At 56.6% G+C, this 23255-nt stretch carries 17 protein-coding genes; 9 read left to right on the top strand and 8 right to left on the bottom strand.

The genetic code is table 11. From position 1 onward, the window contains the following. The first annotated feature begins 128 nt into the window (after positions 1–128). The 6 genes from DCH402_RS16970 to DCH402_RS16945 all read left to right on the top strand — a co-directional run bounded on the left by DCH402_RS16970 (position 129) and on the right by DCH402_RS16945 (position 6881). Positions 129–1691, top strand: a complete 1563-nt coding sequence (locus DCH402_RS16970; RefSeq protein ID WP_411431459.1) for an ABC transporter substrate-binding protein — start codon at positions 129–131, stop codon at positions 1689–1691. Positions 1692–1776: 85 nt separating this feature from the next. Continuing rightward, positions 1777–2835, top strand: coding sequence for an ABC transporter permease (locus DCH402_RS16965; RefSeq protein ID WP_012771033.1), 1059 nt, complete (start codon positions 1777–1779; stop codon positions 2833–2835). A 95-nt stretch (positions 2836–2930) separates the two neighbouring features. After that, complete coding sequence (locus tag DCH402_RS16960) at positions 2931–3737, top strand: ABC transporter permease (RefSeq protein WP_370512556.1); 807 nt, start codon at positions 2931–2933, stop codon at positions 3735–3737. Then, the gene (locus DCH402_RS16955; protein ID WP_081642224.1) at positions 3709–4602 is read left to right on the top strand and encodes an ABC transporter ATP-binding protein; all 894 of its coding nucleotides are present in this window, start codon (positions 3709–3711) and stop codon (positions 4600–4602) included. Before DCH402_RS16960 ends, DCH402_RS16955 begins: the two co-directional genes overlap by 29 nt. Before the next feature lie 42 nt (positions 4603–4644). Then, the gene (locus DCH402_RS16950; RefSeq protein ID WP_040003695.1) at positions 4645–5418 is read left to right on the top strand and encodes an ABC transporter ATP-binding protein; all 774 of its coding nucleotides are present in this window, start codon (positions 4645–4647) and stop codon (positions 5416–5418) included. Between the two features lie 452 nt (positions 5419–5870). Further along, a complete protein-coding gene (locus DCH402_RS16945; RefSeq protein ID WP_040002372.1) occupies positions 5871–6881 on the top strand; it encodes an AI-2E family transporter in 1011 nt (336 codons plus the stop codon). 511 nt (positions 6882–7392) lie between these two features. Here DCH402_RS16945 and DCH402_RS16940 read toward each other — a convergent pair. After that, the gene (locus DCH402_RS16940) at positions 7393–8919 is read right to left on the bottom strand and encodes an MFS transporter (RefSeq protein WP_040002371.1); all 1527 of its coding nucleotides are present in this window, start codon (positions 8917–8919) and stop codon (positions 7393–7395) included. A 453-nt stretch (positions 8920–9372) separates the two neighbouring features. On the opposite strand from DCH402_RS16940, the gene DCH402_RS16935 reads away from it, so the two are divergent. Continuing rightward, positions 9373–9594: a helix-turn-helix domain-containing protein gene (locus tag DCH402_RS16935; RefSeq protein ID WP_040002370.1), complete on the top strand. Its 222-nt coding sequence runs from the start codon at positions 9373–9375 to the stop codon at positions 9592–9594. A gap of 229 nt (positions 9595–9823) precedes the next feature. Here DCH402_RS16935 and DCH402_RS16930 read toward each other — a convergent pair whose 3' ends face one another. The 5 genes from DCH402_RS16930 to pdxR form a co-directional block, all read right to left on the bottom strand. Then, complete coding sequence (locus DCH402_RS16930; protein WP_200864860.1) at positions 9824–11320, bottom strand: mannitol dehydrogenase family protein; 1497 nt, start codon at positions 11318–11320, stop codon at positions 9824–9826. Positions 11321–11421: 101 nt separating this feature from the next. Continuing rightward, positions 11422–13041: a DHA2 family efflux MFS transporter permease subunit gene (locus DCH402_RS16925; RefSeq protein WP_040002368.1), complete on the bottom strand. Its 1620-nt coding sequence runs from the start codon at positions 13039–13041 to the stop codon at positions 11422–11424. Continuing rightward, the gene (locus DCH402_RS16920; RefSeq protein WP_040002367.1) at positions 13028–14149 is read right to left on the bottom strand and encodes an HlyD family secretion protein; all 1122 of its coding nucleotides are present in this window, start codon (positions 14147–14149) and stop codon (positions 13028–13030) included. Before DCH402_RS16920 ends, DCH402_RS16925 begins: the two co-directional genes overlap by 14 nt. Next, the gene (locus tag DCH402_RS16915) at positions 14146–14601 is read right to left on the bottom strand and encodes a MarR family winged helix-turn-helix transcriptional regulator (protein WP_040002366.1); all 456 of its coding nucleotides are present in this window, start codon (positions 14599–14601) and stop codon (positions 14146–14148) included. Before DCH402_RS16915 ends, DCH402_RS16920 begins: the two co-directional genes overlap by 4 nt. 210 nt (positions 14602–14811) lie before the next feature. After that, positions 14812–16275 (bottom strand): MocR-like pyridoxine biosynthesis transcription factor PdxR, encoded by a 1464-nt coding sequence (pdxR, locus tag DCH402_RS16910; RefSeq protein WP_040002364.1) that lies wholly within the window; start codon positions 16273–16275, stop codon positions 14812–14814. A gap of 100 nt (positions 16276–16375) precedes the next feature. Here pdxR and DCH402_RS16905 point away from each other — a divergent pair, with 100 nt between their 5' ends. Further along, positions 16376–17110, top strand: coding sequence for a GNAT family N-acetyltransferase (locus DCH402_RS16905; protein WP_040002363.1), 735 nt, complete (start codon positions 16376–16378; stop codon positions 17108–17110). Positions 17111–17174: 64 nt separating this feature from the next. Here DCH402_RS16905 and DCH402_RS16900 read toward each other — a convergent pair whose 3' ends face one another. Further along, positions 17175–18245, bottom strand: a complete 1071-nt coding sequence (locus DCH402_RS16900; protein WP_040002362.1) for a L,D-transpeptidase family protein — start codon at positions 18243–18245, stop codon at positions 17175–17177. A 331-nt stretch (positions 18246–18576) separates the two neighbouring features. Beyond that, complete coding sequence (gene nifJ, locus DCH402_RS16890) at positions 18577–22110, bottom strand: pyruvate:ferredoxin (flavodoxin) oxidoreductase (RefSeq protein ID WP_040002359.1); 3534 nt, start codon at positions 22108–22110, stop codon at positions 18577–18579. Positions 22111–22660: 550 nt separating this feature from the next. On the opposite strand from nifJ, the gene DCH402_RS16885 reads away from it, so the two are divergent. Then, positions 22661–23083 (top strand): hypothetical protein, encoded by a 423-nt coding sequence (locus DCH402_RS16885; protein ID WP_040002358.1) that lies wholly within the window; start codon positions 22661–22663, stop codon positions 23081–23083. Positions 23084–23255: the final 172 nt, after the last annotated feature.

The raw sequence follows: 23255 nt of genomic DNA, 5'->3' as shown, positions 1-23255 counted from the left end.
GCGCAGTCATCCGTACGGTCATCATCATTAAAAAAACAATATGTTGTCGTCTTCCATACTTCCACACCTGGAGAAGAACAATGAAAGCGCGAGCAATACTTCGTACCCTGTTACTGAGCACACTGTGTATGGCCGCCACGCCGGCGATTCTGTCTGCTAAAACGCCTGACGATCAATTGATTGTCGGCATGAATATGAACAACATGCTGTCGCTGGACCCAGCCGCGATGACCGGCAATGAAGTGGTCGGCGTCGTGGTGAATCTCTACGACTCGCTGGTCGAGCTGGACCCCGACAACCTGAGCCACGTGTTGCCCGCGCTGGCGAAAAGCTGGAGCGTGAGTGACGACGGCAAAGTCATCACCTTCAATCTGGTGGATAACGCGAAATTCCATTCCGGCAACCCGGTGACCGCCGAGGATTTTGTCTGGTCGATGAGCCGGTTGCTGCACCTGAATATGGCGCAGGCGACCACCTGGAAATCGTACGGCTTTACGACGGATAACGTCGCGAAGATGATCCGCGCCAAAGATGCCCATACGGTTGAGATCGAACTGCCCAAACCCAACGATCCCAAACTGATCATCTATTCGCTGGCGACGCTCGGCAGCGGCTCGGTATTGGATCGCAAAACGGTGCTGCAACACGAGAAAAACGGCGACTGGGGCAATGGCTGGCTGACCACCAATGAAGCCGGCTCCGGCCCCTTCAAGCTGGATGTATGGCAGGCGAAAGATGTGCTGCGTATCAGCCGCGTCAACGGTTACTGGCAGGGCGACGCCAAAATGAAGCGCGTCATTTTCCGGCATATGACCGAATCGCAGGCGCTGCGGTTAATGATCGAGAAAGGCGATATCGATGTGGCGACCGGCATGTCGGTGCCGGATATCAACGCGCTTAAGCAGGATAAAGATGTCGTGGTGAAAGAGGTGACCAAAGGCACGTTGTATTACGTGTCGATGAGCCTGAAGAACACCTACTTCGCCAACCCGAAAGTGCGCGAAGCGGTACGCTATCTGATCGACTACGACGGCATCAACAACACCGTGATGACCGGCTATGGTTTCTACCATCAGCGCCCGATCCAGAAAGGGATGGACGCCACGCTGCCTGATCCGGGTTACAAGCTGGATGTGGCGCGGGCGAAGACCTTGCTGGCACAAGCGGGCTACCCCAACGGCTTTGAGACTACGCTGCGTGTGTTGTCCGATCAACCGTTCCTCAATCTTGCTACTTCAGTGCAATCGACACTGGCGCAAGCCGGCATCAAAGTTCAGATCCTCTCCGGCACCGGTAATCAGGTTTATGGCGCGATGCGCGATCGCAAGTTCGACATGTTGGTCGGGCGCGGCGGCGGCGGGGTTGATCCTCATCCGCATTCCAGCTTGCGTTCCGTGGTTTACAACCCCGACAACAGCGATGAAGCCAAGTTGACCAATTTTCAGGGCTGGCGCACCTCGTTTTATGACAAGCAACTGAACGAGATGATCGATCAGGCATTGCTGGAAAAGGACCCGCAAAAGCAGAAGCAGATGTATATCGACGTTCAGAACCGTTATGAGGCGTTGTATCCGGCCATTATTCCGGTTTCTCAGATGATCGACTCGGTGGTGTTGCGCAAGGACGTGGTGAAGTATGTGCCGCATCCGTCTTCCACCACCCATCTGCGTGATGTGTACAAGCAACGCTAATGGGCGATCGCAAAGCGCCAACGTGAAATCACCGGTCAGCGGCGGCCTGATGCCTGTTGCTGACCGGGAACGAGGGAGAAAGAACATGGTTTTCTCTGATCGAATCAAACCGGGCGAGTGGCTGAGGCCGGGAGGGATGTTGCGTCGGTTGGCGAAACGTCTATTCCAGGTCGCGGTCACGCTGTTTGGTTTATTGATCCTGACGTTTATTATCGGCCGCGTCATGCCTATCGATCCGGTGCTGGCGATCGTCGGGCAGGATGCCGACCAAAGCACCTACCAACAGGTTTATCAGCAACTGGGGTTGGATAAGCCGCTGTACGTTCAGTTCTGGATTTACTTCAACGCGCTGTTGCACGGCGATCTTGGTAATGCGTTGCTGACCGGCCGTCCGGTTATTGACGACATTATCCGGGTTTTCCCCGCCACCGTTGAACTGGCGACGATGGCGATTATCGTCGGTGCAGGGCTTGGCGTGCCGCTGGGCGTGCTGGCGGCGGCAAGGCGCGGTAAATGGGCGGATTACGTGGTGCGTTTCATCAGCCTGGCGGGCTATTCCACCCCGATCTTTTGGGTGGGGATGATGGGGCTGCTGGTGTTCTATGCCTGGTTGAATTGGGTCGGCGGCGCCGGGCGGGTCGACATGGCTTACGACGGGCTGGTGGAAAACCGTACCGGCCTGTTGCTGGTCGATTCGATGCTGGATGGCAACTGGGAGGTGTTCCGCAGTGCGCTTAATCATCTGGTGCTGCCCGCCACGCTGCTGGGGTTTCACTCGCTGGCGTACATCAGCCGTATGACGCGCAGTTTCATGCTGGCGCAGTTGTCACAGGAATACATCATCACCGCGCGGGTGAAGGGATTGTCGGAATTTCGCGTCGTGTGGGCGCATGCGTTCCGTAACATTCTGGTGCAGTTGCTGACGGTGGTGGCGCTGGCTTACGGGTCATTGCTGGAAGGTGCGGTATTGATCGAGACGGTGTTCTCGTGGCCGGGTTTTGGTTCCTATCTCACCGGTAGCCTGTTGCTGGGCGACATGAACGCGGTGATGGGTTGTGTCCTGCTGGTCGGGTTGATTTTCGTCAGCCTGAATCTGCTATCGGACATGTTGTATCAGGTCTTTGATCCGAGGACGAGAGTATGACGATTTCCTCTGAGCCGGTATTGCGCGCGCAGCCGCAGAAACGTGCCGGCAGCCTGAAGCTGCGCGGTGCGCGCCTATTCGGCTTTTTACTGCTGATGATGCGCAACCCGTTGACGGCGATAGGTTTGGCCATTGTATTGCTGTTGCTGCTGATGGCGGTGTTTTCACCGCTCATCGCCACCCACGACCCGCTGGCGCAGGATCTTACCAATGCGTTGCAGGCGCCGAGCGCCAGCCATTGGTTCGGCACCGATGAATTCGGCCGTGATGTGTTCAGCCGTCTGGTATACGGTTCCCGTATCACGTTGTATATCGTGGCGCTGGTGTCGGTCACCGTCGGGCCCATCGGGTTGTTGCTGGGCGTGGTCGCGGGGTATTACGGCGGCGTGGTCGATACCATTTTGATGCGCATCACCGATATCTTCATCTCATTCCCCAGTCTGGTGCTGGCACTGGCGTTTGTGGCGGCACTCGGGCCGGGGCTGGAGCATGTGGTGATTGCCATTACGCTCACCGCCTGGCCGCCGATCGCGCGTCTGGCGCGGGCGGAGACCTTGTCGCTACGTCAGGCTGATTTTGTCTCGGCGGTAAAACTGCAGGGCGCGTCTTCGCTGCGTATTCTGCTGCATCACATTGTGCCGCTGTGTCTGCCGTCGGTGATTATTCGTATCACCATGAACATGGCCGGCATCATTCTGACTGCCGCTGGTCTGGGTTTCCTCGGGCTGGGTGCTCAGCCGCCCGACCCGGAATGGGGGGCGATGATTTCGGCAGGCCGCCGCTACATGATGGAGTGTTGGTGGTTGGTGACGATTCCGGGGCTGGCGATTTTAATCAACAGTCTGGCGTTCAATTTCCTTGGAGATGGCTTACGTGACATCCTCGATCCCAGAACTGAATAATGTGAATGTGACTCACCGCAAGGCGGAAGCCGGTTCGCTGCTGGAGGTAGACAATCTGCGGGTGAGTTTCGTCAATGGCCGTGCGGTGACCGATGCCGTGCGCGGTGTGTCTTTCTCGCTGGGGTGTGAAAAGCTGGCGATTGTGGGGGAATCCGGCTCCGGCAAATCCACCGTTGGGCGCGCCTTATTGCAGTTGCATCCGCGTAGCGCCCGCATTACTGCCGACCGCTTGAACTTTAACGGTATCGACCTGCTGGCGGCGGACGAAGCGCGGATGCGTCAGATCCGCGGTAAACGCATCTCCATGATCATGCAGGATCCCAAGTATTCGCTGAACCCGGTGGTGTGCGTCGGCGATCAGATAGCCGAAGCCTATCTCGCTCACCACCGTGTCTCGTGGCAGGCGGCGAAGGAAAAGGTACTGGCGATGCTGGATGTGGTGCGCATTCGCCAGCCGGAGCGGGTGTATGGCTTGTATCCGCATGAGATCTCCGGCGGGCAGGGGCAGCGCATCATGATTGCCATGATGCTGATTACCGAACCGGAGGTGGTGATTGCCGACGAGCCGACCTCGGCGCTGGATGTGTCCGTGCGCCTGCAGGTGCTGGCGATGTTGGATGATCTGGTCAGTGAGCGGGGGTTGGGGCTGATTTTTATCAGCCACGATATCAATCTGGTGCGCAGCTTCTGCGATCGGGTGCTGGTGATGTACGCCGGCCGGGTAGTGGAGTCGATAGCGGCCGCGGATCTGGAGAGGGCGCAACACCCTTATACCCGTGGCTTGCTTAATGCCCTGCCGGATATCGATAATCCTCGGCCACGTTTACCGGTCATGAATCGTGATCCCGCCTGGCTCAACCCTTAAGGAGCGCATATGACGACTGAGGCAATCCCGACGCCGCGAGCGATGATTGAGGTGCGTAACCTGAACCTGACGTTTGGTGAGGGAAGCGCGCAAAATCAGGTGTTGTACGATGTGAATCTCACCGTTAACGACGGTGAGATTTTTGGGCTGGTCGGCGAGTCCGGCTCCGGAAAAACCACGGTGCTGAAATGTCTGGCCGGGCTGTTTAACCACTGGCAAGGCCAGCTTTGGATCGATGGTCAACCGCTGGCGCACCGTATTGAACAGGCACGCTGTCGCCGGGTGCAAATGGTATTTCAGGATCCTTATGGTTCGCTGCACCCGCGCCATACCGTCGAGGCGATTCTGGCGGAACCATTGTTAATCCACCGTATCGCCGATCGGGATGATCGCATCGATACGTTATTAGGAAAGGTTGGGTTGGGGTCGCAGTTCCGCCGCCGTTATCCTCACCAGCTTTCCGGCGGGCAGCGTCAGCGCGTGGCGATCGCCAGAGCGTTGATTCTTGAACCTCGGGTATTGCTGCTGGACGAGCCGACCTCGGCGCTGGATGTTTCCGTACAGGCGGAGATTCTGAATCTGCTGGCGGAGTTACAGCAGCAGGAAAAGCTGACTTACCTGATGGTGACGCATGACCTGGGGGTGATAGCGCATCTGTGCCACAACGTGGCGGTAATGCAATACGGCCGCATTTTGGAAACGCTCGCGACCAGCGACCTGGCCCGCGATACCCCCAAAAACGCCTACACCTCAATGCTGGTCGATGCCAGCCGACAATACAGCCGGGAACTGGCGGTGCGATCAGAGCAGATGTAAACCGGAAACGGTAGCGAGTGCCGAACACGGGAGGGCGATGCTCTCCCGTTTCTTTTCATGTGCCTTTTGATGTTACCCTGCAACTTGAATTATTTAGCACCTGCCGCGTGCAACAACGCGACGCCGACATCCTGACATTTTTTCTTTATACCCGTCATACTTCAAGTTGCAGGTGTGTTGGCTGCGTTCGTTCACCCGAATCACTTACCTGAGTAAGCTCATCGGGATTCTCTCTCTTGCCGCCTTCCTGCAACTCGAATTATTTTGGGTATATAACCTAATCAGTCTCCCGGTCTGGAGAGTAAAAATGCCGCTCATCATGCTGGTGTTTCGTCGTTAAAACGCTAAGAATGGTTGCCGAAACAGTATTTCATGGTCAGGGGATTTGCGCCTTTGGCGGTGCCGGAAGGTTCGGCAAACCTCTGACGTTGCAGTAAGAAACGGGATGTCATATGCAGTTGTTGAATTTGAAACAGGCCAGGTTGCTGAGCTTTGCGTTTACCGTTGGCGGGCTGTTGCTGTTGATTGAGCTGCGCCTGCTTGCCTGCTTTATCGCCGGCTTTCTGGTGTATGAAATCATTAATCTGCTTACGCCGTATTTCCAGAAGGTCATCAGCGGCAAGCGAGCCCGGCTGGCGGTAGTGGCGGTGATCAGTACGCTGGTGGTTTGCCTGCTAAGCGTGATTTTTGGCTCGCTGGTCGGGCTGCTGATGCAGGAGATGAAAGACACCAGCGTGTTCAATGCGCGTATCGCTTTCATTCTTGAGGATGTGCAAACACAGATCATGACCTACCTGCCGGGTTATCTGCCGGTCAGCGTGGAGGAACTGCAACATGAATTTGTGATGTGGCTGCAAAAGCATGTGGTGATGTTGCAAAATATGGGGAAAGATTTTCTGCATGGTTTTGTCACCATGTTGATCGGCATGATCCTCGGGGCGATCATCTCCCTATATAACATCGAGCCGACGGTGGATAAGCCGTTGCTGAAAACCGAACTGATGCACCGGGTCACGTTGCTGTCGTCCTCGTTTCGCAACATCGTGTTTGCTCAGGTGAAGATTTCGCTGGTGAACACGGTGCTGTCCGCCATTTTCATTCTGGGCATTTTGCCCGGCTTCGGCATTCACCTACCGTTTGCCAAGACGCTGGTGGTGCTGACCTTCATTTTTGGTCTGCTGCCGGTGATTGGCAATCTGATTTCCAATTCCGTGGTGTTCATCGCCGCGCTGTCAATTTCCGTGCCGATCGCGCTGCTGGCGCTGGTCTACTTGATGCTGATACACAAACTGGAGTATTTCCTCAATGCCCAGATTGTCGGTACCCGAATCAAGGCACATGCCTGGGAAATCCTGCTGGCTATGCTGGTGTTTGAGGCGGCATTCGGTATTTCCGGCGTGATTGCCGCGCCCATTTATTATGCTTACCTGAAAAGCGAACTGCGTGAAGCCGCACTGATATAAGCGGCTTTTCTCCTGTATGGCGGCACGGTTTCAACGGTGCCGCCATATTGAGAGCGGAACGGTTTTTAGCTTGAAGCACATATCTCTTTTGTTCTTTATCGTCAGGCATTGCATTGCGGGCGACGGCTTGTGCGGCCTGGCTCAGATCCCGCCGGATTCTTGTTATTCCGTTAACCTGTTATTCCGCTGACCGGTTGGTCTACTGACTTGTTGGTTTGCTAACTACTTGTTTTGCTAACTAGTTGGTTTGCTGAATATTTGGTTTGCCGAATAGTTCGACCCGGTGCTCTGGTTCTGCCGCTCTGCGTATTTGCATCGCGTTGCGTAATACTCACTCCTTTGCCGCTTTTAACATGAAGCCGACACGCAAGGGCGAAGTCGTGGTGGTGACAGGCATGACAGAGGGGGAAAGGTCAGGCGTTTGCTGATGGCAGGGCCAGAGGATATCTGAATGCGACAATGCCGCCCGGTGGCGGCATTGTCGTGATGATAGACTGAAGGTAAAGACGTCTTAACGAGGCGAGGTCGCAACTACCGGTTCTGCTGCTTCCTGTTGCATACCCAGCGGGTTATTACCCCAGCACTGTTCGTATTTCCAGCCGGTCAATTCTTCGGCAACCGCACGGGCTTCCGCCGGAACATCTGCAATGGCGCCGCCTGCTTTGATGCGGGCAATTTCCTGCAGCAGAATCATATGATTCTTACGGTCTAGACGCATTTGGGTGCTGAAGTAGATGGCGACGACCGCCAGAGCGATAACGCCCAATGAGAACACGCCCACAATCGCCAGTACTGCGCTTTCTGGTTGGGCCGCTTTGCCGGAAATAAAGCCGAACTGGCTCAGAATCCAACCCATCGCGAAGACGATGACGGAACGTACCATTTTGCCTGCAAAGGTCATAGCGCCGGCGTAAATCCCTTCGCGGCGACGGCCCGTCAGCACTTCATCCACATCCGCCAGGAAGGTGTAAACCGTCCACGGAATGTAGTAGATACCACCGGTGCTCAAACCGAAGATAGCGGTGATACCGAACAGGACGATCATGGTTGCTGTTTGAGACCAGCCAGTGAAATAGAGCGCTGCGTAGGCGATCACGCTGACGATTACCACCATCAGCGCCAGGCGATACGGGCGACCAAAGCCCATTTTCACACAGATGCCGATGAACAGAAACGTGGAGATAAACTGCATGATCGAACTGAAGCTGTTGAGCTGAGAAACTACCGCCGTACTTTGCTTCAGGCCGAAGACGATGAAGTAAGTGAAGGCGGAAGCGAACAGCCACTCGGCACCGAAACCGAACAGGTACATGCCGAGATGTTTACGGAAGATACGCAGACGGAAAGTGGAGGCCATGTCGATGCTGAGTTTTTTCAGCGACTGCCACAGGTTCTGAGTGTGCTCGCGCGCGACTTCATTCGGTGAACGTTCCCAGGAGGTGAAGTAGAGGGCGATCATCGCCGCACACATGATGAAGCCATAAGCCAGACCGGTGTAGAAGAACGGCGTGGCGGAGTCTTTACCGTAGATACCAATGAACTGTCCCGGGATAAACGCCGCCAGGAAGTTGGCGACTTTACCGAAGATAGCCTTGGAACCCGTCAGTTTGGAGCGAACTTTGAAGTCGGTGGTCATTTCGGTCGCGAGCGTTTCGTACGGCACCATAATGGAGGTGTAGATCAGCTCGAACAGCACGTAGGTCGACAAGTAGTACCAGAAGCCCAAGCCTTCCATCCACAACATCGGGTAGACCAGCACCATCGGAATACCGAGCAGGATGAAGAAGCGACGGCGACCGAAAATACGGCCGATACGCGTATTGTAAAAGTTATCACTGATGTAACCCATAATCGGGTTACTGATGGCGTCGATGACGCTAGCTACGGAGAAAATAGCCGCGGCTTCAACCAGGGACAAGCCACAGAACGTGGTATAGAAATACATTAGCCAGGCGCCACTGATGGCTAAAGCACCACTGCCCAGCAAGTTCGCGCTGCCATAGCAGAACGTGTGTTTGAACGTAATAGGTTTACTCATGATCAATTCGCCTAACAATATTAAAACATTATTTCATTTGAAATGAACTCATGTTCTTATCATTTGCCTGTTCGCGACAAAAGTAAACTAGCCATCCCACTCCGGAGGGCTTTTAATAGGAATCTGTCATGGAGATCATGAAATAAGTTTTTTTAATTTGATCATGGATATCGACCGGTAACATGTAATGTCTTACCGGTTTGCATTGTTTTTTTATCGTTAAACGATAAAGCTGATTGTTGGCAGGAACGATAGCGCCGGGGAAAGTGGCGAAACTATCATCGCTATTTCGCCGTGCAAGCGGGCAAAAAGCAAGAACAATTGTAAAAAACAGCGATGAATTGTGAGCGGCTTGTGATCTTTCAGGAGATGCACCACAAAAAGTGTGATTTATCTCACCTGGCCAGGCGGTGTATTTTATCGGTCATGAGTAAATTGTTGTTAAGACGGGTTATGCCAATCATTATCAGACTGGATGTACTGCTGGCGCAAAAGAAGATGAAGTCCCGTGAGCTGGCGCGGGTGATCGGCATTACTGAACAGAATCTTTCGTTGCTGAAGTCCGGCAAAGTGAAAAGTATCAGGTTCGATACATTGCAAGGCATTTGCGAGGCGCTGTCCTGCCAGCCTGGTGATGTGCTGGAGTATTTGCCGGAGCCCTTGCCGGAAAAGTAAAGCCTGATTCACCTTATCTCAGACGATGCGCGATCTCAGGCGGTGCATCGTGTGTTTCATGATTGAGCTACAACCTGAATACGTGGAGAAGAGCCACTCTTGTGCCGTAGTCTGCGCCTTTTGGGGTATCAGAACGAAAAACGCCGCGCACGGGATTGGCTGCCGATGCGCGGCGTATGGGGTGGCTGTTGCACGCTGTGTGGGCCATACCGTTCGGTATGGCTCAGGCTCAGGCGTTGAACAGCGCGGCGACGGTGGCTTTGGCGCCGTTGTCGCGCAACGACAGATACGCGCTGGTCAGTTCCGCTACCCAGGCGGCGTTGCCGGGCAATTCATCGCCAAATAGCGTGCTGATAGACAGCAGACCGCGGACTCGCTCTGCATCGTCCCCGGTGGTGCCGACGATGTGCTGCAACGTGGCGACCAGCGGGTCGCGGATATCAATCGTCTGACCGGCATCGTCGATGCCGCCGACGTAACGCATCCAGCCGGCTACGCCCAACGTCAAGGCGCGATGGTCGCTGCCGCGTGCCAGATGCCAGCGCAGTGACGCCAACAGGCGTTGCGGCAGTTTCTGGCTGCCGTCCATCGCAATCTGCCAGGTGCGGTGTTTCAGCGCCGGGTTGGAAAAACGCTCGAGCAATTGATCGGCATAGGTGGGCAGATCCACGCCGGCTACCTGTAACGTCGGTGCCTGTTCCTGCAACATCAGGTGGCGTACCGCCTGCCGGTAGTGCGGGTCATCCATGCAATTATTGATATGTTCGTAGCCTGCCAGATAGCCGAGATAAGCCAGGAAAGAGTGGCTGCCGTTGAGCATACGCAGTTTCATCTCTTCAAACGGCAGTACGTCATCGACCAGTTGCGCCCCCGCCAGTTCCCAGTCAGGGCGGCCGGCTACAAAGTTATCTTCCACCACCCACTGAATAAACGGCTCACAGGCGATACCGCACGGATCCGCGACGCCGATGGCATCGGCGATCTGGTTCAGCGTTTCCGGCGTGGCGGCCGGCACGATACGGTCCACCATGGTGTTGGGGAAAGTGACATGCTGGGCGATCCAATTCACCAGCGCGGGGTCTTGCAGACGCGCCGCATCCATCACGACCTGACGGGTGACTTTGCCGTTTTCCGGCACGTTATCGCAGGAAAGCACCGAGAAAGGGGCGATACCGCGGTCACGGCGCAGGCGCAGCGCTTCGGCCAGTAATCCGGGCACTGACGAAGGGTGACGCGGATTAGCTATGTCTTGCTGTACCAGCGGGTTGTCGCAATCAAGCTCACCTTTGTTGCCTGCGCGGCAATAACCTTTTTCGGTGATGGTCAGCGATACGATCGCCACGACAGGATCCGCCAGTTGTTCCAGAATCGCGGCGATCCCCTCCACTCGGGCGTGTAGCGATTGACAGACCGCGCCCACTACAATGGCCTGATTGCCGTGAGCGGCTTTTTCCAGCACGGTAAACCGGTGATCCTGACGGCGCAGGGCTGAAATCAGCGTATCGTCGCTGAACAACACCACTTCGCAGATCCCCCAGTCGCCGCCCTGACGATTGAGTACCCGATCGGTCAGCAACGCCTGATGTGCGCGGTGAAAGGCACCGAAGCCAATATGCACGATACGGGGTTTTAACGATTGGCGGTCGTAGCGAGGTTGTTGCACGGTGGTGGGAAGTACCGTGTTGGACAGATTTTTTTCGTTGCCGGACAAACTGTTATTGGACATAGCTGGCGTCCTGAAAAGGGAAAAATTAACCGCCCAACCTTAGCGGTCTTTCGGCTGGGCGGCAACTGTCATCTGGCGCGTTCTGAAGACGCTTCACAGAGTCACGTCGGGGCTTTGGCGTTATCCACAGTGATAGCTGCCGATGACGGCGTAGGGTTCAGCACCGGGCGCGGCCGGATAAACCAGGCGGGTAAGATCGCCAGAAAAAAGAACATCGCCACCATAAAAAATCCATCCAGATAGGCAAACATCTGTGCTTTGGGGGTTAACACCGATTCCAGATAGGTCATGATGCCGGGGTTGATGCGGGTGCTCAGCGGCTCGCCGAGCGGATTGCCGCCGTGGCTAAACAGCAGGCCAAGCTGGCGGATGGCGTCGGTGCTGCGAATATTGTCCAGCGTCAGCGATTGTGCCAGCATTTGGCCGTGAAACGTCGCGCGTCGTTCAATAAAAACCGACAGCAGGTTGACGCCCATAGCGCCGCCCAACTGACGAATAAAATTCAGGCTGCCTGCGCCTTGCGCCAATTGTGCCGGCGGCAACGCCCGTAGCGCGCCGGCATTCATGGCGGGCAACATCACCCCAAGCCCTACGCGGCCGATGACGATCCACCAGGCCATGGTCCAGAAGGGGGTGTCGGTATCCGCCGCGCTGGACAACCAGCAAGATAGCCCGAACAGCAGTAAACCTGCGATCACCAGCAGGTGCGGTTTGAGCTTGTCGCTGAGCGCCCCCGCCAGTGGGAACACCATGCCGAGCGCCAGTCCGGCCGGCATCAGCAGCAAGCCGGAGCGCGTCGGCGTGTAGCCCTGAATGCTTTGTACAAACAACGGGATGATATAGGTTGAGCCGTAGATGCCCGCACCCAGAGCGAATGCCACGATGCAGCCGGAGGTAAACGCCGGGTTGGCGAATACCCGCAGACTCAGCAGCGGATACGGTGTGGTGAACTCGCGGATGATAAACGCCAGTGTTGAGATTACCGCGGTGGTCAGCAGGCAGATAATCAAAAATGATCCCCAGCCTTCACGCTGCCCATTGGATAGCCCGGCCAGCAGCGAGGTTAACGCCGTGACCAGCAGAATGAACCCTATGGTATCGAAGCGGCGCGGCGAACCGCCGGTTTGTGCGCTTTTGCCCGGCAGAATAACCCATGCGGCGGCGATCCCGGCCAGACAAAACGGCACCACCACCATGAACACGGCGCGCCAGTCGAGCTGGTCGACCATTAATCCGCCGGCAGCCGGCCCCAGTGCCGGTGCCAGTACCACGCCGACGCCGTAAATCCCCATTGCTTTACCGCGTTCCGACACCGGAAATACCTGCGAGATGATGATCATCGCCAGTGGCTGGATCACGCCGCTGGCGCCGCCCTGGAGAATTCGTGCAACGATCACCTCGGTGCTGTTCTGGCTGAAGGTGCCGAGCAGGCTACCGGCGATGAACACCACCAGCGAACCGACATAGGTGGCGCGGTAACCAACGCGTTCCAGTGTCCAGGCGGTGATCAGCATGGTCGCGGTCATCGAAGCCAGAAAGGCGGTGGATAACCATTGCGCCTGATCCTGCCCCATACCGAAGGCGCCCATGATGTCACGCATCGCCACATTGACGATGGTCGCCGTGGCGGTGGTGGCGATGGTGCCGAGCATGATGGTGACGGTCGCCAGCCAGCGATAGCGATAGCCGAAACGTGCGGCCTGGGCTTCAATCGGCGACATTGATGCTCACTTCCGCCATCAGGCCCGGTTTCAGGCCGCTGTTGGGATCATCCAGCGCGATACGTACCGGTACTCGTTGGGTGATTTTGGTGAAGTTGCCGGAGGGATTGGGGCTCGGCAGCAAGGCAAACTGGCTGGTCGCCGTATCGCCAACCCGTATGACATGGCCGCTAATGTGTTTGTCCGGATACGCGTCGACCTGAATATCCACCTGCTGCCCAACCCGTACCCGGCCGATGGCGGTCTCTTTGATGTTGGCTTCGACCCACAGATTGCGGGGGTCGTGTACCAGCATGACCCACTGGCCGGCCTGGGCGTAACTGCCCACATTGACGATGGTGCGATCCACCACGCCGTCTACCGGGGAGCGTAACGCCCGGTCGGCGATCTCCTGTTTGAGCTGATCGACCTGTGCCTGCAATGCAATGCGTTGCTGGCGCTGCATCTCAATCTGTTTATCCAGCACCTGCAACGTGTTGCGCTGGGCCTGAGCGTTATTCAACGCTGCGTGCTGGGCGCCGCGTTGAGCCTCGGCTTCGCGCAGTTCACTCTGACGTTGCAACAGCGCTGTGTGCGATTCGTCCCAGGTTTTGCGGGCGGTCAGGTTGCTTTTCAGTAATTGATCGTCGCGCTGGAAGTTATTTTGCGCCAGGCTGAGTTGATAACCGGCATTATTGACGGCGGAGTCGCTTGACGCCAGCTTCGCACGCGCCTCGTCCAGTGCGGCTTGCGTGGTGAGATCGGTGACCTGACGCTGGGTTTGACTATAACTGATCTGGGCGTCGGCGGCGGCCAGATTCCCTTCCTGTTCCGCCAGCCGCAGGCGGGCATCGCGATCATCTATCTGCGCCAGCAACTGATCTTTGCGGATGACATCGCCGTCAATAACAGGGCGGGCGGTGACCCAACCATTCACCCGGCTGGCCAACGGAATCACTTCACCCATGACGCGGGCATCGGTTTCCGTGATGTGCGTGAAACGCTGGTGAAACCAGTAGGCCAGTATCAGCAACGCGAATAACAGCAATGCAGCGCCTGTCAGTAAAAAAGTACGCTGGCGTTGGCCAAGGTGCCGAAATCCTATCAGCCGGGATACGTGATTGTTCATGAGAGACCGTTTTCGCTGCGGGAGAGGTTAGCCATAACCTGATCGATAATGCGGCTGACCTGTTGAATATCCTGTTCCGATACCCCTTCCAGCGCCTGATTACGGACCTGCCCGGCGATGGATTCCACTTTTTTCACTAGCTCGAGTCCGACGGCGGTGAGATGAATTTCGCGAAAACGGCGATCGCAGCCTTCCCGCCTTTCGATAAACCCTTGTTTCTGTAAATTATCCAGTACCCGCACGACGGCTGACGCGTCGAGCACCAGCGATTCGGCCAGCGCTTTCTGGTGAGTCGGCATCTCTTCACGGGCGATAAACAGTAACGGCAGCCAACTGGCCTGGGTTAATCCGTAAGGTTGCAGTTCCCGGTCAATAACCCGGCGCCACAGGCGAGTGGTTTGGCCCAACTGAATGGCGAAATGCCGACGAGCGGAGGATTCGGTCTGTGACATGGTGAGATCCGTTAAAATAGATGAGAATGTCATTAGTTAACAAGTCAACTAATGATAAGTCAATTGATTTTGTGAAGTGAAGCCTAAACCGCAGTGCAACGGACAGCGAATCTCAGCCACTCCTGTATGACGGGGCGGCAAGCTTGATGGGGAGAGATGCTCCGGCGGGATGACCGCGGGGTGTAGCAATCAACGTCATGGCAATAACCGTTAGGAAAGTGCGGCTTTCTGCACCAGCCGTGCAAGCGTACTCACAGCATCAGGGATGGCTTCTGCGTGGGTATTGCCGTAGCCGATGACGAGCCCGTTTTCTTTTGCTGTCGGTGCGATGGTGAACGTCGACAATGCATGTGCGGCGATTCCATGCGGCTGCGCGCTTGTGACGACCGTACGATCATCAACTTGTGGCGGCAACCTTAAGGTCAGATGCATCCCTGAGTGGCCTCCGAGAATCTGCGCCTGTGCGAAATGCTTCGTCAGCGCCTCACGCAGCACATGCTGGCGCTCACGGTAGAGGCGTCGCATACGACCGAGGTGTCGTCCGAATTCGCCGCTGTTGATGAAGTCCGCAAGCGCCAGCTGTTCGAAGCGATGGCCGCCACGCAGCAGTTCATGCAATGTGGATTGAGCCTGACTTATCACGCTGCGTGGAAGCACCACGAAGCCGATCCGCAATGCCGGAAACATCGTCTTACTGAACGAACCGATGTAGAGAACCGGTGCATCGGGCACCAGTCCGTGCATGCTCGCGATGGGATCGCCAGCGTGGCGGAATTCGCTGTCGTAGTCGTCCTCAATTAACCACGCGCCCACGCGTTTTGCCTGTGCTATCAATTCCAGCCGCCGTGCAATTGATAGCACGGCACCAGTGGGATACTGATGAGCAGGCGATGTGTAGATGAGCGTCGGGGGATAGTTACCCCATGTTTCCGGCGGTACCGCCAGGCCGTCCTGGTCTACGCGAACCGGTATGGTTCGCAGATCGCCGGCATAAAATGCCGCCTTCGCACCACGATAACCAGGGTCCTCGACCCATGCGATATCGCCGGGGTTCGTTAGCAAGGTGACGCAGAGATTCAGGGCTTCCTGAGTCCCTTCGGTGATAACGACCTGTGAGCCGTCACAGCGCACGCCGCGCGTGATGTGCAGATGTGCGGCGATCGCATCGCGCAATGCTGGCTCGCCAGCGGGTGGGCCATACCCGAGCATTTGGGGTAATGCGCGCCCCGTTGCGCGCAGGAGCGAACGGCGCCATGCCGCCAGCGGGAAAAGATCAAGGGCCGGCATCCCTGGCAACAATAGCGCTTCGGGTGGCGATTGCGGATGGATTGCTACAAATGGCGACAGCCGTCGCGCCAGCGACACGGGTTGCCACACCGCATCGGGTTCCTGAGCATGGCTTGTATAGCTAGCTAACGAGGTCACGCGAGTGCCCTGTCGGTTGGCCAGCACATACCCTTCCGCAGCCAGATGATCGTACGCAATCACCACGGTGTTGCGTGATACGCCAAGTTCCTCGGCAAGTGCTCGGGAGGAGGGCAGCAGTGAGCCTGCCGGCAATCTTCCAGATAGGATCCCTTGCTGCAAACGCCCTATCAGCTGTTTTTGCAACGAAATGGGCTCGCCAGTCGGTGTGACTGCGCCAGGCTCTAAAACACCGATGATGTCAATCATGGCGTGGACCTAAAAAAGTGACGATTTGTGGACCTTTTTAAGATACCAGCATTGCCTTATCTTGGTAACAACTCACACCTCTCCAGAGCAAGGTAAATAAATGATAGTTAGATTGAATGAGTACCAGCAGCCTATTGGTAACGCTCTGCCGGACTGGCAAGGAGCACGGCTTCCCGATGGCCAACCTCTTGTTGGCCGCTATTGCAGGCTCGAACGCGTTGATGTTGAACGCCATGCCGCCGATCTCTATGACGCGTATCAGGACGCTCATGATTTGCGTGATTGGACCTACCTCCCTATTGGTCCATTTGATACGTTCGAGGCTTATCGCCTCTATTTAACGGCTGTCGCAACGTTAACCGACCCACTGCATTATGCGGTGGTTGACCTGGTTAGCGGTAAGGCGGTCGGTACGCTTGCCCTCATGCGTATTGATGCGCCAAACGGTGTGATTGAGGTTGGTTATGTCACGTATTCTCCGCGTATGAAACGCACACGTTTGTCGACGGAGGCCATGTCGCTTCTGCTGAAGTACGTTTTTGAAGACCTTGGCTATCGCCGCTTTGAATGGAAATGCGATTCGCTAAACGCTCCCTCTCGAGCCGCGGCGTTGCGCTATGGCTTCACGTTCGAAGGGATTTTCCGTCAGGTAATTGTTACTCATCAGCGCAACCGCGATACAGCGTGGCATTCAATCATTGACGGCGAATATCCCGCGTTGCGGGCGGCGTACGCGCAGTGGCTCGATGAACATAATTTCGATGAAGAAGGCAGGCAGATTGAAAAACTCACCGAGTTGATCATGAAGGAAGACTCGAGTCGCCGGCGTGGTTAGCTGGGCCAATCAAAACAAACAGGGCAGCCTAAGCCGCCCTGTTAAAAGGATTAACATCCAGAGATCAGGATTTGTTTGCGTCAGTTGCGACGACCGGTGCGGCGTCGGTAACAACCGGCTGTGCATCATCCGGCGTTGCCGGCGTATTGGTCTGCTGAATAACCGGTGCCTGCGGAGCCTCTGGGGTAGCCGGCGCGATCGGTGCGATGTTTTCTTCGGCACCGTTCACTTTCGTCGGCATACCTAAGCGAGTTTGCAGCGCCTGATTCACTGCGCTTTCGCTCACGCTGGCGTCTGCCAGAGCCTTGGTCACCACTGGGGTCAGTTTCAGTGGTACCGGTGTGTCGGAGCTAAACTCTTCTTCGGTGCGAGACAGTGGGTTATGTACTTCGACATAGCGTGAACCATCCGGCTCTACCGTCGCTTTCACCGGTTCATTGATGAACTGAACGCGAGTGCCGACCGGAACGTGGTCAAACAGGTATTTGATGTCTTTGTCGCGCAGACGCACACAACCATGGCTGACGCGCAGGCCGATACCGAAGTTGGCATTGGTGCCGTGGATGGCGAACAGGTTACCGATGTAGAGTGCGTACAACCCCATCGGGTTGTCCGGGCCGGCCGGATAAACCTTGGGCAGGAACTCACCGCGGGCGGCGTATTCCGCATGCATGGCGGCGGTCGGCGTCCAGGTCGGGCGCTCTTTCTTACGCTGTACTGAGGTTACCCAGTTGATCGGGGTATCTTTACCGAGCTGGCCGATACCGATCGGCAATACCACTACGGTTTTGGAGCCTTTCGGGAAGTAATACAGACGCATCTCGGCACTGTTGATCACGATGCCTTCGCGCGGGGTGTCCGGGAGAATCAGTTGCTGCGGCACCGTCATGGTGCTGCCGGGTTTTGGCAGATACACATCAATACCCGGGTTGGCTTCCAGCAGGTTGCTCAGGCCCATCTGGTACTGAGCGGCAAAGTGTTCCAGCGCATCGGTGCTGTCGCTGGGGATGGTAACTTGGATATTTTCTCCTACCAGCCGGCTATTCGGAGCTGGCAACGGGTAAACCACGGCGAGTGCTGTCTGGCTGAAAGCAGCCGCCGCCACAACTAACGTCAGGATCGCGCGAATACTCATTTTCATGTCTTTGTTGAGTGTTAAAAGCCATTGCGGCAAAGGAATTGTTGTTATCCGGACAATAAAGTCCGGATGCGCATTATATGTGCAGAAGGGCGGCAGGAAAACCCGATGTACAATCAATTACATTATTCCCCGCCATATTCCCCGCCATAATTCAGGATACGCAGGCGCGGAGTATATAAATAAGTCTCGTGCTGCGCGGTGACCGGCAGGAAAATGCAGGGAAATAACGCGATAAATAACGGGAGCGAACCGCATGGTCGGCGTGTGCCGGAAGGAACAGCCGGGAGCGGTTTCCCGCTCCCGGCATCGGTTTGCACGCGCAGTATTATTCCTGCTCGCTTTTTTCGGCCTTGCCAGCCAACAGGCTGAGGAAGTCATAGCGGCGGCGCAGGTCGGCTTCGGCTTCTTCATACAATCGGGCTGCGGCTTCCGGTTGCTGGTTGTTGAGACGACGGAAGCGTTGCTCGTTGAGCAGGGTTTCGCTCAGGCTGGCTGACGGCGGACGAGAGTCCGTTACCAGCGCTGGTTTGCCTTGTGCTGCGCGACGTGGGTCGAAACGGTACAGCGGCCAGAATCCGGTAGCGGTTAACTGACGCATCTGGTCGTGGCTGAATGCCAGATCGTAGCCGTGCTCTTCGCAAGGGCTATAGGCGATGATCAACGACGGCCCCGGCCAGGCTTCCGCTTCCTGAATCGCTTTCACCGTTTGGTTTAGCTGGGCGCCCAACGAAATCTGCGCTACGTAGACATGGCCGTACATCATCACCGTGACGCCGAGATCTTTGCGCGCTTTGCGCTTGCCTTGCTCGCCAAACTTGGTGACCGCGCCGAGCGGGGTAGCTTTCGATTGCTGACCGCCGGTGTTGGAATAGCATTGGGTATCGAGCACCAGCACGTTGACGTTTTCCGACAGACTCATGACGTGGTCGAGACCGCCGTAGCCGATGTCGTAGGCCCAGCCATCGCCGCCGATCAACCAAATGGATTTATCCACCAGATGGTCGGCGTCCGCCGTCAGTTGGCGGGCGTCGTCGCTATCGATGGCGCTGAGCGACTGACGCAGGTGGGCAATCTGTTCGCGCCGTGTATCGACATTCACCGACGTGTCTTGCAAGGCGGCGACCAGGTCGGCAGGCAGTTGCGCGGCCAACTGCTCCAGCACGCGCAGGGCACGCTGGCGGTGCTGGTCGACGCTCAGGCGGAAACCCAGCCCGAATTCGGCGTTGTCTTCAAACAGCGAATTCGCCCAGGCCGGCCCGCGGCCGTTGGCGTCGGTGGTCCAGGGGGTTGTCGGCAGGTTACCGCCGTAAATTGAGGAGCACCCGGTGGCGTTGGCGACCAGCAGACGGTCGCCGTACAACTGGGTCAGCAGCTTGATGTACGGGGTTTCGCCGCAACCGGAACAGGCGCCGGAGTACTCGAACAGCGGCGTGATCAACTGCGAAGTGCGAATATCGATGCGTTCCAGCTTGCTGCGGTCGATTTCCGGCAGCGTAAGGAAAAAGTCGTACTGGGTTTTCTCGGTCGCGACATGTTCCAGCCGGGGTTCCATATTGATGGCTTTGATGTCTGGATTTTGGCGATCTTTGGCCGGGCACACTTCTACGCACAGGTTACAGCCGGTGCAGTCTTCCGGGGCGACCTGCAGCACATATTTCTGGCCGCGCATGTCGCGGGCTTTCACATCCAGCGACTGCAATGACGCCGGCGCGTCGGCCATCGCCTCGGCGGGTACTACTTTGGCACGGATAGCGGAATGCGGGCAGGCGGCCACGCAGTGGTTACATTGGGTGCACAGCTCCGGTTTCCACAACGGGATGGCTTCGGCGATGTTGCGTTTTTCCCACTGAGTGGTGCCGACTGGCCAGGTCCCGTCCGGCGGCAGCGCGGAAACCGGCAGGCTGTCGCCCAGACCGGCCAGCATCGCGGCGGTGACGGTTTTGACGAAATCGGGCGCGGCGTCGGATACCACCGGCGGGCGGCACGGGCTGTCCGGATTGACCGGTTCCAGTGCCACCGCTTCCAGCGCGGCCAGCGTTGTGTCCAGTGCCCGCCAGTTGCGCTCCACCAGTTCCTGCCCTTTGCTGCCGTAGCTGCTGGCGATGGCGGCGCGCAGTTTATCGAGCGCATCGCCGCCCGGCAGGATTTGCGTCAGGTGGAAGAACGCCATTTGCATCACGGTGTTGATACGGGCGCCCAACTGGCATTCACGGGCGATTTTCGCCGCATTGATGCAGTACACCCGTGCCTGACGCTGGTTCAGTCCGGCCTGTACCTCCTGCGGCAACCGATGCCACAGGTCGTCGGCGCTGTACGGCGCGTTGACGAGGAAGATGCCGCCCGGTTTCAGGCGCTCCACCATGTTGTATTTGTCGATGAACTGCCACTGATGACAAGCCACGAAATCCGCCTGTTCAATCAGGTAGGCGGAGTGAATCGGATGCGGGCCGACGCGCATATGGGAAACCGTCAGGCTGCCGGCTTTCTTGGAGTCGTAGACGAAATAACCCTGTACAAACAGCGGGGTTGAATTACCGACGATTTTGATCGAGTTCTTGGCGGCGGATACGGTACCGTCGCTGCCGAGGCCGTAGAACAGCGCTTCCAGCGACGCCTGCGTCGGCATCGGCTGGTCGGAAAGCGGCAGCGACAGGTGGGTGACGTCGTCATAAATACCGACGGTAAAGCGAGGTCTCGGGTTGGTAAGCGCCAACTCTTTATACGTCGCTGCTACGCATTGCGGGGTGAACTCTTTTGACGACAACCCATAACGGCCGCCGATCACTTTCGGCATAAGTGGGCGCTCACCGCGTGAGAACGCCTCCGCCAGCGCGGTCATCACATCCAGATACAGCGGTTCCGCCTGGGCGCCGGGTTCTTTGGTGCGGTCCAGCACCGCGATGGACTGCGCACTTTGCGGGATTGCCGCCAGCAGGTGTTGTGCGGAAAACGGCCGGTAGAGACGCACTTTTACCACGCCGACCTTTTCGCCGCGCGTCAACAGCGTGTCGATCACTTCTTCGCAGGTGCCGACGCCGGACCCCATCATCACGATAACGCGGGTCGCGTCTGGATGGCCGTAATACTCGAACGGCTGATATTGTCGGCCGGTTTCGCGGGCGAAGTCGTTCATCGCCTGTTCGACATGACCGAATGCCGCGTCGTACCACGGGTTGGTCGCTTCACGCGCCTGGAAAAAGGTATCGGGGTTCGACGCCGTGCCGCGAATAACCGGATGTTCAGGAGTAAGTGCACGCTTACGGTGCGCCTCAATCGCCGCCTGCGGCAACAGCGTATGCAGTTGTGCATCGCTCAGCGGTTCGATCTTGTTGATTTCGTGCGAGGTACGAAAGCCGTCGAAGAAATGGATAAACGGCAGGCGGCTGTTCAGGCTGGCTATCTGTGAAATCAGCGCAAAGTCCTGCGCTTCCTGCACATTGCCGGCGCACAGCATGGCGCAGCCGGTCTGGCGCACCGCCATCACATCGGAGTGATCGCAAAAAATCGACAATGCATGGGTGGCCACGGTACGGGCGGCGACGTGCAGCACAAACGGCGTCAACTGACCCGCCAGTTTGTACAACGTCGGGATCATCAGCAGCAATCCCTGCGACGAGGTAAAGGTGGTGGATAAGGCGCCGGTCTGCAACGCGCCGTGCACGGTAGCGATCGCTCCGGCTTCAGACTGCATCTCAACGACGCGGGGCGTGTCTCCCCAGATATTTTTGCGCTCGTCGCTCGACCAGGCTGCAGCTTGTTCTGCCATGGCCGAACTGGGCGTAATAGGGTAGATGGCGATAACTTCATGAGTTCGCCAGGCGACTGAGGCGACTGCATTGTTACCGTCAGTGGTAATCATGATTAAACCTCCTTGCTGAAGGACTCCCCCTACAGGGAATTATTATCAACGTTCAGCGGGTTTTATTGACCGGTTATCGCTCACTAGGTTGTTGCAAGGTTGCAAGATGCGTATGGCGAGCAGGCGGCGTAGCTTAGGGCTTGAGATCATAACAGCTAAGGTGTGGGTTGTGCAGTTCCCTGAAATAGGTTGATACCATCAACCTTATCAATGTCACATTCTTGTCAGGAAAGTCGCGTTAACGATAAAAAGCCATATTAATGTATCGTTAATGGAATTAGGTTGTATTGGGAGTCATACCCGTGGCCTTTCAATAGGTGGGGGTGATCAGCGTAAAAAGTCGGCGTTTGCCCACAAAGCGGGAAATGCCAGTGGAAGGATAGGCATCTGCGCCTATGCTGAAATAAAGTATCAGGTTTGTTGATGCGGTCACCAGTGTGAGACTGGCAGGAAAATCCCAGACGCGGCCATTAAGGAAATGTGTTTATACCTCAGGGATAGCCTTCGCGCGCTTCGGGTTGATTATCGACTTTGACGAAGGAATAGCACTATGTTTATCGATCTGAGAGACAAGATGGTTTCGGTATTAACCCGAATTCGTGAAAGAGGCTATGGACCGGAAGACGCCATCAATCATATTGTTCAATCTCTGGGTAGCCGTTACAGCGATGTGTCCAAAGTCAACGTGCTGACCTCAAAACTGATAGCCGATGTGATTCATTCAACCTACCAGGATGACACCTCACCGCTGCAGGTCGCGGCTATTATCCGCGTGCTCGGCTACGCCGCCTGGGATGTGGTGGGGGGGATTCATGAGCAGTACCCACAACTGACGCCGGAAGAGGTCGGCCGGGTGTTACTGGATGAAAAAGTGTACCCCAAGACCGACCGCACCGCGTTTATTTCCGCCATGACTTACGGGGGATACACCCGTGAGGAAAGCGAACAAGCGGCCAACAGCCTGTATTCCTGACGCTGACCGGCAGGCGATAACTCATTCGAGCTGCGCCCCAGAAGGCGCAAGGCCCAGGGATGGGCCGGGTAATAAAACCAACGCACCTGCAACGTGAAGTATGACGGGTATAGACAGGTTATCTCTGTGTCGTCGGCCAACGAGAACCGCGTCGGCCGGAACTCTTCTTTGC

The sequence above is a fragment of the Dickeya chrysanthemi NCPPB 402 genome (assembly GCF_000406105.1).
GTDB lineage: Bacteria > Pseudomonadota > Gammaproteobacteria > Enterobacterales > Enterobacteriaceae > Dickeya > Dickeya chrysanthemi.
This window is presented reverse-complemented; position numbering and strand designations above follow the sequence as displayed.

Coding starts and splice junctions, on each gene's coding strand:
- DCH402_RS16970 (WP_411431459.1), top strand. CDS start 129: ATGGCCGCCACGCCGGCGATTCTGTCTGCTAAAACGCCTGACGATCAA.
- DCH402_RS16965 (WP_012771033.1), top strand. CDS start 1,777: ATGGTTTTCTCTGATCGAATCAAACCGGGCGAGTGGCTGAGGCCGGGA.
- DCH402_RS16960 (WP_370512556.1), top strand. CDS start 2,931: ATGATGCGCAACCCGTTGACGGCGATAGGTTTGGCCATTGTATTGCTG.
- DCH402_RS16950 (WP_040003695.1), top strand. CDS start 4,645: ATGATTGAGGTGCGTAACCTGAACCTGACGTTTGGTGAGGGAAGCGCG.
- DCH402_RS16945 (WP_040002372.1), top strand. CDS start 5,871: ATGCAGTTGTTGAATTTGAAACAGGCCAGGTTGCTGAGCTTTGCGTTT.
- DCH402_RS16940 (WP_040002371.1), bottom strand. CDS start 8,919: ATGAGTAAACCTATTACGTTCAAACACACGTTCTGCTATGGCAGCGCG.
- DCH402_RS16935 (WP_040002370.1), top strand. CDS start 9,373: ATGCCAATCATTATCAGACTGGATGTACTGCTGGCGCAAAAGAAGATG.
- DCH402_RS16930 (WP_200864860.1), bottom strand. CDS start 11,320: ATGTCCAATAACAGTTTGTCCGGCAACGAAAAAAATCTGTCCAACACG.
- DCH402_RS16925 (WP_040002368.1), bottom strand. CDS start 13,041: ATGTCGCCGATTGAAGCCCAGGCCGCACGTTTCGGCTATCGCTATCGC.
- DCH402_RS16920 (WP_040002367.1), bottom strand. CDS start 14,149: ATGAACAATCACGTATCCCGGCTGATAGGATTTCGGCACCTTGGCCAA.
- DCH402_RS16915 (WP_040002366.1), bottom strand. CDS start 14,601: ATGTCACAGACCGAATCCTCCGCTCGTCGGCATTTCGCCATTCAGTTG.
- pdxR (WP_040002364.1), bottom strand. CDS start 16,275: ATGATTGACATCATCGGTGTTTTAGAGCCTGGCGCAGTCACACCGACT.
- DCH402_RS16905 (WP_040002363.1), top strand. CDS start 16,376: ATGATAGTTAGATTGAATGAGTACCAGCAGCCTATTGGTAACGCTCTG.
- DCH402_RS16900 (WP_040002362.1), bottom strand. CDS start 18,245: ATGAGTATTCGCGCGATCCTGACGTTAGTTGTGGCGGCGGCTGCTTTC.
- nifJ (WP_040002359.1), bottom strand. CDS start 22,110: ATGATTACCACTGACGGTAACAATGCAGTCGCCTCAGTCGCCTGGCGA.
- DCH402_RS16885 (WP_040002358.1), top strand. CDS start 22,661: ATGTTTATCGATCTGAGAGACAAGATGGTTTCGGTATTAACCCGAATT.